Origin of the sequence: uncultured Parasphingorhabdus sp. (genome assembly GCF_963975735.1) — a bacterium.
Taxonomy (GTDB): Bacteria; Pseudomonadota; Alphaproteobacteria; order Sphingomonadales; family Sphingomonadaceae; genus Parasphingorhabdus.
In genome coordinates, this window is record NZ_CAXBIA010000009.1 from 23437 (window position 1) to 38696 (window position 15260).

13 protein-coding genes are annotated in these 15260 nt (G+C 54.0%); 8 read left to right on the forward strand and 5 right to left on the reverse strand.

From position 1 onward, the window contains the following. Positions 1–4: 4 nt before the first annotated feature. The 5 genes from AACZ86_RS10820 to AACZ86_RS10840 all read right to left on the reverse strand — a co-directional run bounded on the left by AACZ86_RS10820 (position 5) and on the right by AACZ86_RS10840 (position 3178). Positions 5–379 (reverse strand): DUF2285 domain-containing protein, encoded by a 375-nt coding sequence (locus AACZ86_RS10820; protein WP_339692353.1) that lies wholly within the window; start codon positions 377–379, stop codon positions 5–7. A gap of 148 nt (positions 380–527) precedes the next feature. Next, on the reverse strand, positions 528–884 hold the full coding sequence (locus AACZ86_RS10825; protein ID WP_339692355.1) for a DUF6499 domain-containing protein: 357 nt from the start codon (positions 882–884) through the stop codon (positions 528–530). Further along, positions 811–1704, reverse strand: coding sequence for a phytanoyl-CoA dioxygenase family protein (locus tag AACZ86_RS10830; protein WP_339692356.1), 894 nt, complete (start codon positions 1702–1704; stop codon positions 811–813). The genes AACZ86_RS10825 and AACZ86_RS10830 overlap by 74 nt, the downstream gene beginning before the upstream one ends. Then, positions 1701–2321: an acyl-homoserine-lactone synthase gene (locus tag AACZ86_RS10835; RefSeq protein ID WP_339692359.1), complete on the reverse strand. Its 621-nt coding sequence runs from the start codon at positions 2319–2321 to the stop codon at positions 1701–1703. Before AACZ86_RS10835 ends, AACZ86_RS10830 begins: the two co-directional genes overlap by 4 nt. Positions 2322–2377: 56 nt before the next feature. Continuing rightward, on the reverse strand, positions 2378–3178 hold the full coding sequence (locus AACZ86_RS10840; RefSeq protein ID WP_339692361.1) for a LuxR family transcriptional regulator: 801 nt from the start codon (positions 3176–3178) through the stop codon (positions 2378–2380). Positions 3179–3542: 364 nt separating this feature from the next. Between AACZ86_RS10840 and AACZ86_RS10845 the strand changes: the two genes are divergently transcribed. The 8 genes from AACZ86_RS10845 to AACZ86_RS10880 all read left to right on the forward strand — a co-directional run bounded on the left by AACZ86_RS10845 (position 3543) and on the right by AACZ86_RS10880 (position 15207). Further along, the gene (locus AACZ86_RS10845) at positions 3543–4139 is read left to right on the forward strand and encodes an RNA polymerase sigma factor (protein WP_339692363.1); all 597 of its coding nucleotides are present in this window, start codon (positions 3543–3545) and stop codon (positions 4137–4139) included. Further along, complete coding sequence (locus tag AACZ86_RS10850) at positions 4136–5155, forward strand: FecR domain-containing protein (RefSeq protein ID WP_339692366.1); 1020 nt, start codon at positions 4136–4138, stop codon at positions 5153–5155. Before AACZ86_RS10845 ends, AACZ86_RS10850 begins: the two co-directional genes overlap by 4 nt. A 26-nt stretch (positions 5156–5181) precedes the next feature. Then, a complete protein-coding gene (locus AACZ86_RS10855) occupies positions 5182–8175 on the forward strand; it encodes a TonB-dependent receptor (protein ID WP_339692369.1) in 2994 nt (997 codons plus the stop codon). Continuing rightward, positions 8169–10505 (forward strand): prolyl oligopeptidase family serine peptidase, encoded by a 2337-nt coding sequence (locus AACZ86_RS10860; RefSeq protein WP_339692372.1) that lies wholly within the window; start codon positions 8169–8171, stop codon positions 10503–10505. The genes AACZ86_RS10855 and AACZ86_RS10860 overlap by 7 nt, the downstream gene beginning before the upstream one ends. 83 nt (positions 10506–10588) lie before the next feature. Next, the gene (locus tag AACZ86_RS10865) at positions 10589–11809 is read left to right on the forward strand and encodes a M20/M25/M40 family metallo-hydrolase (RefSeq protein WP_339692374.1); all 1221 of its coding nucleotides are present in this window, start codon (positions 10589–10591) and stop codon (positions 11807–11809) included. Positions 11810–11946: 137 nt separating this feature from the next. Continuing rightward, the gene (locus AACZ86_RS10870) at positions 11947–12129 is read left to right on the forward strand and encodes a hypothetical protein (RefSeq protein WP_339692377.1); all 183 of its coding nucleotides are present in this window, start codon (positions 11947–11949) and stop codon (positions 12127–12129) included. 163 nt (positions 12130–12292) lie between these two features. Beyond that, a complete protein-coding gene (locus AACZ86_RS10875) occupies positions 12293–13243 on the forward strand; it encodes a zincin-like metallopeptidase domain-containing protein (RefSeq protein ID WP_339692379.1) in 951 nt (316 codons plus the stop codon). A gap of 200 nt (positions 13244–13443) precedes the next feature. Continuing rightward, complete coding sequence (locus AACZ86_RS10880) at positions 13444–15207, forward strand: ParB/RepB/Spo0J family partition protein (RefSeq protein WP_339692382.1); 1764 nt, start codon at positions 13444–13446, stop codon at positions 15205–15207. Positions 15208–15260 lie beyond the last annotated feature (53 nt).

Sequence of the window (15260 nt, forward strand, 5' to 3'; positions counted from 1 at the left end):
TCGCTCAAATTGTGCGTATCAAAATACCGCGCGGCCCCAGATGCTCCATGCGGCGTGCAAGGGCAATAAGTCTGCGAACATAGGATCGATTGGAATCGCCCGGTCCCGGCCAATCGATTTCATCGCCGCCGCCTATCAGCACCGTCCCAATATCGCGCTGACTTGCTCCATCACATAGTGCGTCCAGAACGCGCAGAGTCGTTATCAGGCGCGGCAAACGCGGATCAGCCGGTTCTCGCCAAGACGCCATCTTGCCGGATCGGCACAGGCTGATAAAATGATGCAATGCAGGTATTTTTAACGCCAGTGCGGAAATACCGGCAAGCCTGTGCTCGATCATCACCGGACCGTTGCATACCGACCCGGTAATAATATCCAACCGCAACGATACACTACCATCGCTAATCGCGACATATTCTGTGTTGGTATCGCGCGCGACAAAGACACGCGATCCAAAACGAGCCAGATCGAAACACTCACGAGCGGGTGCAAAACTTGTGCGGGCAACAACTGTCAGAACCGATGGATCAAACTTGGCCGACCAGATCAGCCGGGCATGGGGTGCTTTGATGGCGGGATCTTCGGCGAAAGTGCAAACCCCAGCGTGCAGCTATGCCGCTCTCGGCACCCTTCAGCAAAGTGGGACCGACTTGCTGGCAGCGCAGTTGCTGAGGGGCGTGAATAATCTCTTTCCGATATTCCGGATTGCGCCGCAGTACTTCCCAGGCGAGGCCTGCACGTCCACATTGTAGCAGCGCCCGGTAAAACGCCGCATCCTGCCATCCCGAGCCTATGCCGCCGACGGTCATCTTAAGATTCTGTCTTGCCGGATTGGTCGGCGACAAAGGCTGCCAGCGCTTCTGCCTGATCGGGCCGCAGGGCATCAATCGCAGCGCGGTGCAATGGCAGATCGTCCCTGAGCAATAGCGATGGGCATTGGCCTTCGACATTACCCAAATTGGGTCGGTGCTGGGCATAACCGATCAATGCGGCAAGCTCGGGATCAAAATGCCGGGCGACATGCGGCGGATAGACCAGCCATTGCAGCTCAAACGGCTTGAGCCAGCCAAGGCAATAGCTAATGATGATGCCTCGCCTTGGATTATCGGTAACGTTGCCGCCACCACCATGTAGCGTCGAACCCAGAAATAACATTGCGTCGCCGGGCATCAATTCGGGCGTGATGGCTTCATCGTCTAGAAGAGCGTCGCTACCCGGCAGGTGGTGACTGCCGGGCCAGATCCGGGTTGCCCCATTATCCACTGTGAAGGGCGTGAGTGGCCACATCACGTTGAGCAGATACTCCATCTCTCCCTTCGGGCCTTGCCACATATCCTGGTCGCGATGCGGAAATTGCGGCAATGCGCCGGGATGGATTTCGACGGCCTGGGTGAGATTTAACCCAATCCGATCACAAAAAGGTTTGAGCACTCTCTGAGCTGCTGCAAGGATCGCGGGGTGGCGGACCAATTCGTCGCTATGCGGTGACCGCGCAAGCAGACCTCCAAACCGCTTGGTGCGGGTACCGTAAAAACCGCCTTCACAATGGGGTGTGGCCGCAAAATCGTTGTCGAGGTCAGCAGCAAGTCTTGCTATGATCTCGGGATCGAGCGCGTTCCCGATCACATGATAGCCATCGCGCTGGAGGCCGGTCACTATGTCATTGATCTGAGCCGATTGCTCACCCCGAACCGCGCCGTTCATGCTGATACCTTCTGGACGCGATCCGCAGTTATATTTTCTCGGTAAATACCGGTCCAGTTTAGCCGCTCGGGCGTATCGGAGGAGATGTGAATGGCAAAGGCGCCAAGATTCGCGCCATCAAAAAGCTTGGCGGGTCCAAGTGGTTCAGCGAGCCAGCCCATATTGAGTATGTCATTGCGGAAGCCTGCATCGACAACGCCGGTCAACCGGATAATGCCATTGGCAAGTGCATAATCGACCATGGCGGAAATCAGCTGTTTGCGGGTCTCAAGCCGCTGCGCGCAGCCAAGCCGGGCCGGAAGGCATAATCGAGTGATCTCAAATATCTGTTCGCCTGTCGGCACGCCTCCCGGGCATAAATCCCCAAACAGACTGTCCAATATGTGCGGATGAATGGTCGGGAGTAGCCGGAGCGAACCCTGATGCTGTCCGTCCTCGTCCGCCGCGACGAAATAGACGGCATGCTTGGTATCGAATCTGTCGATCTCGAACCGATTGTCGATCACCGGTACATCCCAGCCCAGCAGATCGACAAACAAACGTTTGCGGTCCTCAAACATACTGTCGAAGATGTGAGCCTGAACGCCGTGTTGCGCTAATGATAGTATCTGGATCATGTTGCTCTCCCGTCAAAACCTGAGGTCTTGAAGGGAGCAAACGGGCGCTGTTGCCGCTACCCGATCATATGATCGTATTGCCAGGGCGCGAGTTCGGACAGGCTGACTTCGCCATCGAGCACCGCGCTCACAACCAGTTGCGTGCGGGTTACGACGCCATAGCGGTCACGCGCGTCGTTGAGATAATGGTTGATGGTGGATCGGCTGAGTCCCAATATCTTGGCGATCTCCCAATTGGATTTTCCCTGACCGACCAGAATCACACATTCACGTTGTCGCGGAGCCAATCTGGGCCGTAGTGCGGGTTTGAGGATATCTTTGGCAATGAGCCGGCGAGCCGCCTGAAAAGCAAAGGCACCAACAATCTGGGTCAGACCGAGAAAGCGATCAACCTTTTTTCCGCGCCGCGGCCCTGCCAGTGAGCATGATCCGGTGCGCTCACCTGGAACACAGGCGGGAATGGTAAGACCTTGGCTCAGGCCTTCCTTGGCAGCGCCGCGCAAAATCCCTTGGTGACGGCGGGTCAGTGAAACGAGTTTTGGTAACTCGTTCCAACTGAAGCCGCAATTTGTGCGCAGGCAAGCATGAACCACCGGATCATCAAGATAAAGCCGATGCTCTATGAAATAGTCAGCCCAGACATCGGGATAGTTTTGCAGATGGATGACGCCTGGTTTTGGTTCGCGCAGATCGTCATGATGGATCAGGGCAAAATAGCGAAATCCAATCTCGTTGGTAAAAGCGTCCATCACGCCGCGCAGTTCCGCGGTGGTTTGAAGGGCTCTCGCGTCGGCGATGAAAGCATCGGCTAGGGCAAAACGAGCGGCAATGTCCAGTTGGCGGGAATGGGATGGCAATGAACAAGCCTCCTGCCAACAAAAGCGTCATAAATATCACCTGACGAACTCAAGCACAGCGTTACTGTTTGGGAAGACAGTCAAAAGCACGAAAGCCGTAACATAAACTTAAATTATGGTGCTAAATTCTAACCCCCTAATCTTGAACAGATCATGTGATTTATTCGCTGACTTTATGGATTGAGCCGATTCGGATTTGGCATTCCGCAAGAGCGAAACCGCCGCGCACCATGCAGTTTTGCAAACATGGTTTTCCTCTTTAACCGCCAGAACACTGGAGGCGTGAATTTCGAGAAAAACTTGTCTATGGTGTTACGGCTTCTGATTGTTCGATTGTCTTGGAGATTAAGCACCGAAATATCTGATGAGGAGATATCCGGCCGGAAAAATGGTTGATGATGATGCCCTGAACCTTTGGTTTTGCCGAGAGGTGCTCCCTCTCGAAGCAATGCTGATGCGCTTCATCCGCAGGAATTGGAGAATAGAGGCCGACGTGATCGATTTAAGGCAGGATATTTATGAACGGGTATTGATGGGCGCGCAAAAAGAGCTGCCCCATAAGCCGCAGCAATATGTTTTTACTACTGCCAGGCACCATCTCATCAACCGGGCCAAGCGCGCGCAGATTGTATCATTCGATTTGGTGGCCGATCTCGAAAGCATCGTGATCGATATCGACAATGACGCCTCCCAGCGCCAGTTGGAAGCGCGCGATGAACTGCGCCGCGCGCAGGCGGGTATCGACAATCTGCCAAAGCGATGCGGCGAAGTCGTCCGGTTGCGGAAAGTGCAGGGATTCACGACCCGGGAAGTAGCCGAGCAACTTGGTGTCGGCAAAGACACCGTTGAGAAACAGATGACGCTCGGCATGCGAGCTTTAGCCGACTTCATGCTAGGCGGATCGGGCAAGGTCGTCAGAACCGTTCGCCCTAAAAATGCCGAAGAGGCGGGCCGGTCATGAGCCAGGAAAACGGCAGGGCCCGGGAGACTGAGGAAAGTGCTGCTTCTTGGCTATTGCGCCGCGAAGAGCCTGAATGGACCGAACAGGATCAGGTTGATCTTGATCAATGGCTCAATCAATCCATGGCACACAAGGCAGCCTTTTGGCGCCTTGAACATGGGTGGGGTCTTGCGGATCGTCTCGCTGCACTTGCACCCCTTAAGCAGGATGCGCCGCCGCAAGACCCACGTTCATGGCAGCGATATTGGAAACCCCTGTCGCTCGCGGCGTCGGTGCTGATCATGATCGGCATAGTTGGCATTATGCGTACGGTGCCGTCGCCAGGCGGCGAACAGAATATCGCGCAGCAAGACGGCTCGGTTTTGCAATCGGGCCAAGTCAGATTGGCGACCGCGATTGGCGAGCACAAGGTCGTTCCGCTCGCCGATGGTAGCAAGGTGGAGTTGAACACGGCAACAAAGATACGCGCCGCCGTTACCGAAGCCAGCCGCGAAATCTGGATCGATGAAGGCGAGGCTTTTTTTGTGGTCAAGCGCTCGGAAAAAGTGCCTTTCGTGGTTCATGCCGGGAACCGTGTCATTACCGTCTTGGGCACCAAGTTTTCCGTCCGCAAGGATGGGAAGAAAATCACCGTCGCGGTGCTCGAAGGCCGCGTGCGCGTTGATGAAATGGCAAACGGACGCGTATCGCGTTCCGCCACTATCACGAACGGCGACATGGCGTTCACCAATGAGGCATCCACCTTGGTTGCGATCAAATCTCCTGAACGTGTCGCAACCGAGCTATCATGGCGGGACGGCATGCTGGTATTTGATCAGTCAACGCTGACCGAGGCGGCGTCTGAATTCAATCGCTATAACAAAACGCAGTTGATTATTGGCGATGTGGAAACCGCCAACATCAGGATTGGCGGGACGTTTCAGGCTTCCAACGTCGACGCGTTCGTCCGGCTGCTCGATGACGCATATGGTTTGCGCGTCGAGCAGATGGAGAATGGTGTGAAGATTTCGCAATAAATGCATTACGGGTTTGTGACACATGATTGTCTGAACCTTATAAGGCGACGAAAAATGTCGCAGACTTAAGGGGGATAAACATGCTTTCCAGAAATCTTGCAGCGGCATTTGCGACCGTTTCCGTAGTTGCGATGGCAACGCCGGCCTATGCGCAGGCACAGCAGTTTAATATTCCTGCGGGCAGCTTGAAAGCCGCGCTTGATGCCTATGCGAAGCAAACGGGGCGTCAGGTCATCTATAAGATGGACGAAGTGCGGTCGGCGCGCAGCAAGGGCGTTAAGGGCGCTAGAACGGCAGATGCTGCCTTAACGGCAATCCTAGCGGGCACTGGATTCCGAGCCAATTCGGACAGGTCTGGTGCAATTGCTATTGTCCGAGGCGAAGGTGCTGCGTCCACATCGGCGGGTGAAGTGCTAGCGAAAAGTGCCACCTCGGAAAACAAAAGCGCTGAGATCGTTGTCACTGGCTCACTCATTCGAGGAACGGAAAAGTCCGTTGGCACAAAAGTCGCAACGATAACTAGAGATGAAATCAGTAAGGGAGGTTTTGGTACAGTGCCGGAAATCCTCGAAAGTTTACCGCAGAATTTTCAAGGCGGCATCAGCGAAGACTCCCGAACGGCAGCCAATGATGTCAATTTGGCGGGTGGGACAAGTATTAATTTAAGAGGATTGGGGGCTGGCAATACGCTGGTACTATTAAATGGCCGGAGGTTGGCATCGGGTGGACGTCGCGGAACATTTGTCGATATTTCCAGTATACCTGCATCCTTGATCGACCGAGTAGAAGTGTTGGCAGATGGCGCTTCAGCAACCTATGGATCTGACGCGATTGGCGGTGTCGTTAACATCATACTTCGCGATGATTTTGAGGGTGTCGAAGCCGGCTTTAGATTTGGTACCGTTACAGAAGGTGGGGCACAAGAATATCGCACGAGCCTCACTCTTGGCGAAAACTGGGCTACCGGTAACGTTCTTGTTTCATATGAGTATTTTGATAAAGAAAATCTCAGTTATCAGGCACGCAGCTTTACGGAAACAAGCGATCTCCGCACCTTAGGGGGAGATGACTTTAGGACTAATTTTAGCGTCCCTGGAAACATCATTGGCGGTCCTGGTTTCGCGATCCCGATCGGCCAGGATGGCACCGATTTGGATCCAAGCGATCTGTTATCTGGTCAAACTAATCTGTTCAATCAGAACTTGGGTAGAAACCTGCAATTCGAAAATCGACGCCACAGTATATTTATCGCAGGGTCTCAAAATGTTAGTGAATCAATCGAACTGTTTGCGGAAGGCAGCTTTAGCCAGCGCGATTTTACTAGAAATTCGCCAGGACAAAATCTTACACTTCGGGTGCCGCCCTCGAATCCCTTTTACGTAGACCCGTTTGGCTCGAACGGTACTATTGTCGTGAGGTATAATTCGTTCAGCGATTTTAGCTCAATTTTGTCGAGCGACGGCGACACCCAAACGATTACTTCTTCCTTGGGTGCCAAGTTTGATTTGGCCAAAGATTGGCAACTACTTGCCTATGCGTCATATAATCGCGACCGGCTGAGGACCGTTTCGAGAGGCTTGGACAATGGGGCGCTCAACCTTGCGTTGGCAGATCCTAATCCAAATACCGCCTTTAATCCATTTGGTGACGGAACCTTCACGCAAAATCCCAGCACGATTCAAGGAATAAGCGTTACGACGGATATTGGGGCTCAGTCCACGATCAAGTCAGTTAATATGGTGGCGGATGGATCGCTCTTTGACCTACCTGGAGGCTCAATAAAGCTGGCCGTTGGCGGTAGTTATGACGATTATTCATCCACAGCGTTTTCCGACAACCGGCTCTCGGGTTTAACCGAGTCTGATTTTGACAGAGATGTTTTCGCCCTATTTGGAGAACTGCAGATCCCAATTTTTGGAAATGAAAACGCGCGTAGAGGTCTGGAGCGACTTATAATCTCCACTTCCGTAAGATATGAAGATTATAGTGACGTCGGCTCGACAACCAATCCAAAGGTCGGGCTACTTTGGACACCTCTTGATGGAGTTGATATTCGCGGTTCCTATGGAACGTCATTTCGCGCTCCTGATTTCGTGGAACTAGATACGACCTCGGCTGCAAATGCGAGCTTCATATTTACGATACCCGATCCAGTTTCGACGACAGGTACGACGGCCGCGCTGTTATTACAGGGTAACAATAGCGAACTCGAAAGTGAGACGGCTACGACATGGACAGTTGGCATCGACGTCTCGCCAATTTCTGTTCCCGGATTGGAGCTCGATCTAACCTACTATAATGTCAAGTTTGACAATCGTATAACCAGCGCAATTGGCGCTGGCTTCGGTTCCATTTTAAGTCAGGAGGCCAGATTCTCGTCTGCGATCGTCAGGAATCCTACCCAATCCCAAATAGAAACCGCCTGCGCTGTAGACGGAACATTTTTTGACTTTGTTGGCGGACCCTGCCTTACCACGCCAATCGGCGCAATCGTTGATTTCCGACTAATAAATGCTGGCGTGACCCAGACTGATGGCCTTGACTTCAACTTACGTTATGTTCTCACCACATCCGAATTTAGTCGTTTTAATTTTCATGTTGGGGGCACCTACATTTTGAATTTTGACGAGGCGTTCGATCCGACGGCGCCAGTAACTGAGTTAATTAACACTGTGGGTAACCCCATCGGCTTACGACTGCGCAACAGTATCGGTTGGAACCATGATATTGGCCTCTCAGCTAATTTGTTTATAAATTATGCCGACGGTTACCAAGACAATATTAGTAATCCTGAACGGAAAATAGATAGCTGGACAACGTTTGATCTAAGTTTGGGCTTCAGCACTGGTCAAAAGTTACGGAATATTGGCTTGGATAATACTACTATATCCTTAACTGCTCGAAATCTGTTTGATAATGACCCGCCCTTTGTAAATAACGCTAATGGCATCGGGTACGACCCTGAAAATGCAAGCGCTTTGGGGCGTTTCATCTCGATTAATGTTACAAAGCGTTGGTAATACGGGCATGGCTTTATGAAGGCTCTTTCATGACGGTTCTTTCGAAAACGGGCGAGGTCAGCTTTGAAGGCTTGGGGGGCAGATCACCAATCCAGTATTGTTTTTTGCAGTTCGGGGCTGTCGTTTTTTTAGGTGTTCTGTTTTTTTCAGGTTCACGTGCAGGTTGGGCAGCTCCATCTCAACAGATAGAACTGCCAAGTAACGCCTTTTCAATTGATGACTATTTTTCAACGACGCAATTTCGCGAACTAGTCATAGCGTCCGACGGCAAAATAATTGCGTACGCGGTAGATTCGATCGATCTAAAAACGAACAAAACGGACCCGGCGGTATATTTGCAGAGTACTACACGTGGTTCTCTGCCAGAGCTGATTGAAGAAATTCAAGACGGAAGAAAGTTTGCGTGGATACCAAACCAAAACCGGCTTGCCTTTTTGTCTGACCGCAGTGGCACGACACAGCTATATTCTTATGATGTCCAGAAAAAGACACTTTGGCTTCGGACCAACAGTTCTTCCCCGATTGTAGATTTTCAATTTGCTCCAAACGGAAATGGAGTTGTTTATTTCACACAGCCGACGGTGGTTGGCGAAACACTTTATGAACGCTTTAGGGGTACCGAACATGGGATCATTGTGGATTCTGACACAATCGGCGCATACGATTTCCTAGACCCGAATTGGGGGGAATGGCCAAGGGATCCAGTAGCTCGCGAAAGCGAGATGTGGATTGACATTGCAGGGTCAGGGCCTCGCAAGGCAAATATTCCGGGCAGTCCTCAATATGCTTCGTGGTCTCCTGATGGAGGGCGACTGTCCGTAACTTACGTTGCCCACCCTAGGGTCGTTTCTAAGGGAGTGGCGATCGGCGTTGAAACAAGTGTTGGGATATATGACGTAGCAAGCAATGGGTTCGCGCCTTTTGCCGAAATGCATATGTTGTCGGAATCTGGCACCAGAGTTAGTTTTGCAGGTGATGAATGGATTCCTGGCACTCAAAAAATCTTAATCAGAAGATACACTGAGAGAGGAGATTTTCTTGATCGCTTCTTCCCTCAAGTAGTGGCGCTTGATTTATCTAGTGAAGTGGACATCAACGAAAATAGTTTAAATTGGGTAACGATAGAGCCTTACGGCGTAGGAAATCGTCCAATGCTTATTCCCTGTGACGATGAGAGAAAGTTCATCAACATTGTTTTCGAAGGGCGAAGATCACTTTTTCGCGTTTCTAAATCGGGCGACATTAAACGTGCAGAGCTGTTGGGCGGACGAAGTGGAAGCCAGTCGTTATTCGATTTTAGTGACGGAGTTGCACAAGCGACATTTGTAGAGCAGAGCTTAACCGAACCTCCTGAGATATACATCTGGCGCCAAGGTGAAGGGATCTACAGGCTCACCTCATTCAACGAAAACATTAGAAGTAAAATATTGCCAAATGCACGGGAAGTATTCTGGAAAAGCAAAGATAAAACGAAGATTCATGGCTGGTTGCTGGAACCTTCTTTCCCTAGATTTGCGAGTAGAACCTTGCCGATGGTCACCTTCGTACATGGCGGCCCACAATACGTCATGCCAGACGAGTTCGCTCATTATTTCAATCTATGGCCATACCCATTCGAAGTCTTGGCTCAAAATGGGATTAGAGTATTTATTCCAAATTATCGGGGCAGTAGAACTTATGGTCGTAAGTTCGTAAGCCCCGACCGGGTTGATGGTGAACCGGTAGATGATATCATTTCTGGAATTGATTATCTCGTGCACATAGGGGTCGCTGACCCTGACCGGCTCGCTATTTCGGGCCAGAGCCATGGTGCCTGGTTGGGACCATTGGTAATGAGTCGTGCACGGGTTTTTGCAGCCGGATCGTTTTCAGAAGGTACAGGTAATGCGACTTTGCTTTATGATTTGACACCAGGTTTGTTGAATCGCGATCTGCACAGCAGAACCTATGGCGGTAGCCTCTATAAGAACCCTCAGCGCTACGTTGAGCTTTCTCCTGAATTGCATTTCGAGGATTTAGATGCAGCGGTATTGTTCGAAGCCGGTGCATACGCTTCCGCAGTGCCCATGCTTGGATATCCGAAGGCAGCGCGACACGCAGGTATGCCGAGCGAATATATAGTCTACCCAAAAACAGGGCATGGAATGACTATTCCTCGTTTACGCCGTGAATCAGCTGAGCGCAATTTAGACTGGTTCCGCTTCTGGTTGAAGGACGAAGAAGATCCCGATCCTTCCAAAGCTGAACAATATAATCGCTGGCGCACCATGCGAGACGAACGGTGCACTTCGGAGAAATTCACCAGTCACCCAAGCTATTGCCCGCAATGAACATTAAGCCATTCCTCTTCGCCCTTGCTAGTTTGGCATGCACTGCGAACGCAAATGCCCAAATCTCGCCGGCCGAAGGGCAAATGGCTCAGACGGTCGATTCCGAATATGAGCGCTCGGTCGCTCTGCTGGAGAAACTGGTAAACGAGAATAGCGGTACCATGAATTTGGCTGGCGTCGAGAAGGTCGGTGCCATGATGCGCGCCGAGCTTGAACCGCTGGGTTTCGACGCGGTTTGGAAACCGATGGCGGAGGCCGGACGGGCCGGGCATTTGATTGCGACCCATAAGGGCAAGCCGGGCCGGAAGCGGCTGCTGCTCATCGGTCACCTCGATACGGTGTTTGAGCTCGATTCACCGTTTCAGACATTCGTGCGAGACGGTGAACAGGCCGAAGGCCCCGGGGTTGGCGATGACAAGGGCGGGATGGTGGTGATGCTCTCGGCGCTGCACGCCATGCATGCGGCGGGAATCTTGCAGGATGCCAATATCGAGATTGTCCTCACCGGCGACGAGGAAGATGTCAGCGATCCGCTGGAGATTGCGCGTGCCGATCTGATCGCGGCGGGCAAGCGTGCTGATGTGGCTCTCGATTTCGAAGGCCTGGTCATTGATGAGGGCAAGGACATGGGATCGATTGCGCGGCGATCGTCCAATAGCTGGACGCTCACGACCAGCGGCAAGACCGGCCATTCCTCCCTGATCTTCAATGCTGAATATGGCGACGGCGCGGTCAATGAAATGGCGCGCATATTGGCCGCTTTCCGCACGCAGCTTCCAGAACCCAATCTCACCTTCAACACCGGCATCGTCGTTGGCGGGGCGGCCGCAGCGCTGGAAGATGACAGTCTCAAGGCCGCAGCTTCGGGCAAGACCAATATCATTCCCTCTATTGCCATGGCGCGCGGCGACTTTCGTACGCTGTCGGAAGAGCAGACACAGCGGACGCGCAAACGCATGCAAGCGATCGTCGATGCGCATCTGCCTGGCACCGATGCGAAAATCGTGTTTGATCCCGGCGGCTATCCCTCGATGCCGCCCACCGATGGCAATCGGACGCTGCTGGCGAAGTTGAATGAAGTCAATGCAGATCTGGGCCTGCCGCAAATGCCCGCGCTCGATCCGGTCAAGCGCGGGGCCGGCGATATCTCCTTTGTGGCGGGCGATGTCGATGGCCTGGCCGGTCTCGGTACCTATAGTCGCGGCGATCATGCCCCCGGCGAAACGGTTGATCTGGACAGCATTCGCCGTCAGGCAAAGCGGGCAGCCATATTGATGACGCGCCTCAGCCGGGAACAGCGGTAGCAGGGCCTGCGCCTGCAAATGGATTTTACCTTTCTGATCGCCTTTGGCCTGCGCCTGTTCCGTCCTTTGCCATCCCCTGATCCTGTGTAATTCAAATGTCCATCCGGGCGCCTCGCGCCTGGGCGCGAGCGCGCTCTATGATTGGGCCTGCGGCCTGCATCACCAAGCCCGTAAACGGTCTTGTCCTGGCGGTGACGATCGCTGGCGCAAGCCAGCCCATTGCCTTGCAATGGTCAGGTCATGCGGGCGCCGCGCAGCTGCGCGGCGGCGCTCTGTATGGCCTGCCTCGGAAAATCGGAGTGGGCGGCGCTTCCCTCTAGGCCCGCCGCAGCCGGCCGCAACCCCTTCGGGGTCTTCCGCGATGCTCCAGTCCTCACGGATGCAGCCGCCCGCTTGATGCGGGCCTGCCAGTCGCTTCTGCCGCCCACCCCGCTTTCCCGGGGCAGGCTGTGGTGGTTTTTGGTGAGGTTTGAAAGGTGCGTCATGGGCAAGAAACGGAAATGGAAAGCAAGAGGCAGTAGCAGCAAGGCGCGCGGATCACTTTATGCCGAGGTCACGGACCAGATCATCGCCGAACTCGAGGCGGGCCGCTTTCCTTGGGCGCAGCCTTGGGATGCCTCCGCCGCCTGTGCAGGTTTGCCGCGCAATGCAATATCGGGGCGCAGCTATTCGGGCATCAATATATTGATATTATGGGGCGCGGTTAATAGCCACGGCTATGCCGGTCAGGGCTGGCTGACCTTTCGTCAGGCCCGTCAGGCGGGCGGTTGCGTGCGCAAGGGCGAGCATGGCGTGACCGTCTGCTACGCTGACCGCTTCACCCCCGAAGCGGAAAAGGCGCGCGCTGCCCAAAGCGGCGAGACGCCGCAGAGCGTTCCCTTCCTCAAGCGCTTTACCCTGTTCAATGTCGCGCAATGCGACGGTCTGCCCGATGATCTGACCGCACAGCAGCCGCCCTTGCCCGAACGCGAGATAGTGCCAGTGGCGGAGCAGCTTATCGCAGCGACCGACGCCGATTTTCGCATCGGCGGGGCGCGGGCTTTTTATGCGCCACTGCAAGATTATGTGCAGGTGCCGCCGCAGCCCGCTTTCGCCGACCAGATCAACTATTACCGCACGGCGTTACATGAGTTAAGCCACTGGACCGGGCATCCTTCGAGATTGCACCGCGACCAGAAAGGCCGGTTTGGCAGCGCCGACTATGCCCGCGAGGAACTCGTGGCCGAACTCGGCTCCGCCTATCGCTGTGCGGCGCTTGGCATCGTGCCGACTGTGCGCCATGCCGATTATCTGGCCTCTTGGTTGACCGTGCTTAAGGCTGATAATCGCGCCATCTTCAAAGCCGCCAGCGCTGCCAGCAAGGCGGCGGACTATTTGCTGACCTTCCATAGCCCTGCGCCATCGCATGCCCAAAAAGCGGGGTTGGCAGCATGAGCGACACCCAAAAATTTGCATCCGAACAGATCGATATTGGCGAACGCGCCGATGTAGCCGCGCAGCAAACAGCGCCCCGCCGATGACGGCCTGTTCGATACAAACGCGATCAATCAACTCGAGATGTTCCACCCTCTTCTGTCCCGAGACGGATGACGCCCGCGCACGTCCTTGCGCGAAAACTAGAAGGAGTAAAGACAATGCAACTGAAAAATATCAAATTGGAAAACCTATCCATATCGCCCGCCAATATGCGCCATGCCAAAAAACCGCCGGATATTAGCGATATATTGCCGTCGGTGCGGGCGCGGGGCGTATTGGTGCCGTTGCTGGTGCGGCCCAATGGGTCTGCGGACAGCTTTGAAATCGTCGCCGGACGGCGGCGTTATCATGCGGCGCAGACCGTGGCGGAAGAAGGCGGCAGCAAGACGCCGCTCCCTTGCGCGATACTGCAAGAAGGTGACGATGCCGCCGCCCTGGAAGCCTCGCTGATTGAGAATATCGTGCGCGAAAATCCCGGCGAGGTCACACAATGGGAAACCTTCACGGCGCTAGTCAAAAAGGGCCGTACCCTTGCCGATATTGCCGCGACGTTCGGCATGGAGGAAAGCACGGTCAAGCGCATCCTAGCACTCGGCAATCTCCTGCCCGCTATTCGCAAGGCCTATGCGGCGGAAGAAATCGATGCATCCACCATCCGGCATCTGACCCTTGCCAGCAAGGCGCAGCAAAAGGCGTGGCTGGCTTTGTTCAAGGACGCGGACAGCTATGCCCCGCTTGGGGGACAACTCAAGGCTTGGCTATTTGGCGGGGCGTCAATTTCAATATCTGCCGCTCTGTTCGATATGACCGATTTCCAAGGGCAAATCGTCACCGACCTGTTTGCCGAGGATGGCTATTTTGCCGATGCTGACCAGTTCTGGGAAGCGCAGAACGCTGCTATTGAAGCGAAAAAGGCGGACTATCTCCACAATGGCTGGAGTGATGTTGAGATCATCGCGCCGGATAGTTATTTTCATACATGGGAATATGAAAAGACCACCAAGCGCAAGGGAGGGCGCGTCTATATCGACGTGAGCGGTAAGGGCGAGGTCAGTTTCCACGAAGGCTATCTGTCCGCCAAGGAAGCGCAAAGGCAGCGAGCAGGGGAAAGCGATATCAAGCCCGACAAGCCCAAACGTCCTGAAATCACAGGGCCGATGAATGAATATATCGATTTGCACCGTCATGCAGTCGTCCGCTGCGAACTCGCCGCCAGTTCCTATGTCGCTTTGCGGGTGATGGTCGCCCATGCGATTTGTGGATCCCCGCTCTGGGCCGTTAAGGTGCAGGACCAACGCAGCCGCAAGGATGCGATTACCGAGAGCATCGAAACCAGCGTTGCGGAAGTCCGTTTTGATGAGCGCCGCCGCGCCGTGCTCGATGTGCTCGGTTTTGATGCCGACGAGCCTTATGTCGTGCTCGGCCATGAGCCGCATAATGGCATAAGCGGCTTGCTCTTACGCCTGCTTGATATACCCGATGCTGCGGTAATGGACATATTGGGCGTGGTCATGGCCGAAACGCTAGCGGCAGGAAGCGATCTGATCGAAACATTGGGTGTTCATCTCGATGTCGAAATGTCCGATTACTGGGTAGCGGATGATGCGTTTATGAACCTTGTCCGTGACCGTGAACTGCTGACCGCGTTGCTTGCCGAAATTGGCGGAGCCACGGTTGCCAGCGCCAATGCCGGTGAAAAGACCAAGACGGTCAAGGGCATCATATCCGACCATCTGACCGGCGAAAACGGTCGCGAAAAGCACGAGAATTGGGTGCCGCGCTGGATGGCTTTTCCGCCATCGGCCTATACGGAGCGCGGCGGTGTCGGAGCGGTCTCGGCTGCCGAGCGGGCCAAATGGCTGCTGGCAGAGGATCAGCCATCCCCCGCCGATGCAGAGCCGGATGAGAAGCTGGCCGCTTGAATAGGGGGAAGGGGCGACTTTTTGCCGCCCCTTTTTTTGCTCTGCTGAAACTC

What these genes read in the sequence shown, in the direction of transcription:
- AACZ86_RS10825 (WP_339692355.1), bottom strand. Translation starts at nt 884, where the DNA reads ATGCCCTGCGGCCCGATCAGGCAGAAGCGCTGGCAGCCTTTGTCGCCG.
- AACZ86_RS10830 (WP_339692356.1), bottom strand. Translation starts at nt 1,704, where the DNA reads ATGAACGGCGCGGTTCGGGGTGAGCAATCGGCTCAGATCAATGACATA.
- AACZ86_RS10835 (WP_339692359.1), bottom strand. Translation starts at nt 2,321, where the DNA reads ATGATCCAGATACTATCATTAGCGCAACACGGCGTTCAGGCTCACATC.
- AACZ86_RS10845 (WP_339692363.1), top strand. Translation starts at nt 3,543, where the DNA reads ATGAGGAGATATCCGGCCGGAAAAATGGTTGATGATGATGCCCTGAAC.
- AACZ86_RS10850 (WP_339692366.1), top strand. Translation starts at nt 4,136, where the DNA reads ATGAGCCAGGAAAACGGCAGGGCCCGGGAGACTGAGGAAAGTGCTGCT.
- AACZ86_RS10865 (WP_339692374.1), top strand. Translation starts at nt 10,589, where the DNA reads ATGGCTCAGACGGTCGATTCCGAATATGAGCGCTCGGTCGCTCTGCTG.
- AACZ86_RS10870 (WP_339692377.1), top strand. Translation starts at nt 11,947, where the DNA reads ATGATTGGGCCTGCGGCCTGCATCACCAAGCCCGTAAACGGTCTTGTC.
- AACZ86_RS10875 (WP_339692379.1), top strand. Translation starts at nt 12,293, where the DNA reads ATGGGCAAGAAACGGAAATGGAAAGCAAGAGGCAGTAGCAGCAAGGCG.
- AACZ86_RS10880 (WP_339692382.1), top strand. Translation starts at nt 13,444, where the DNA reads ATGCAACTGAAAAATATCAAATTGGAAAACCTATCCATATCGCCCGCC.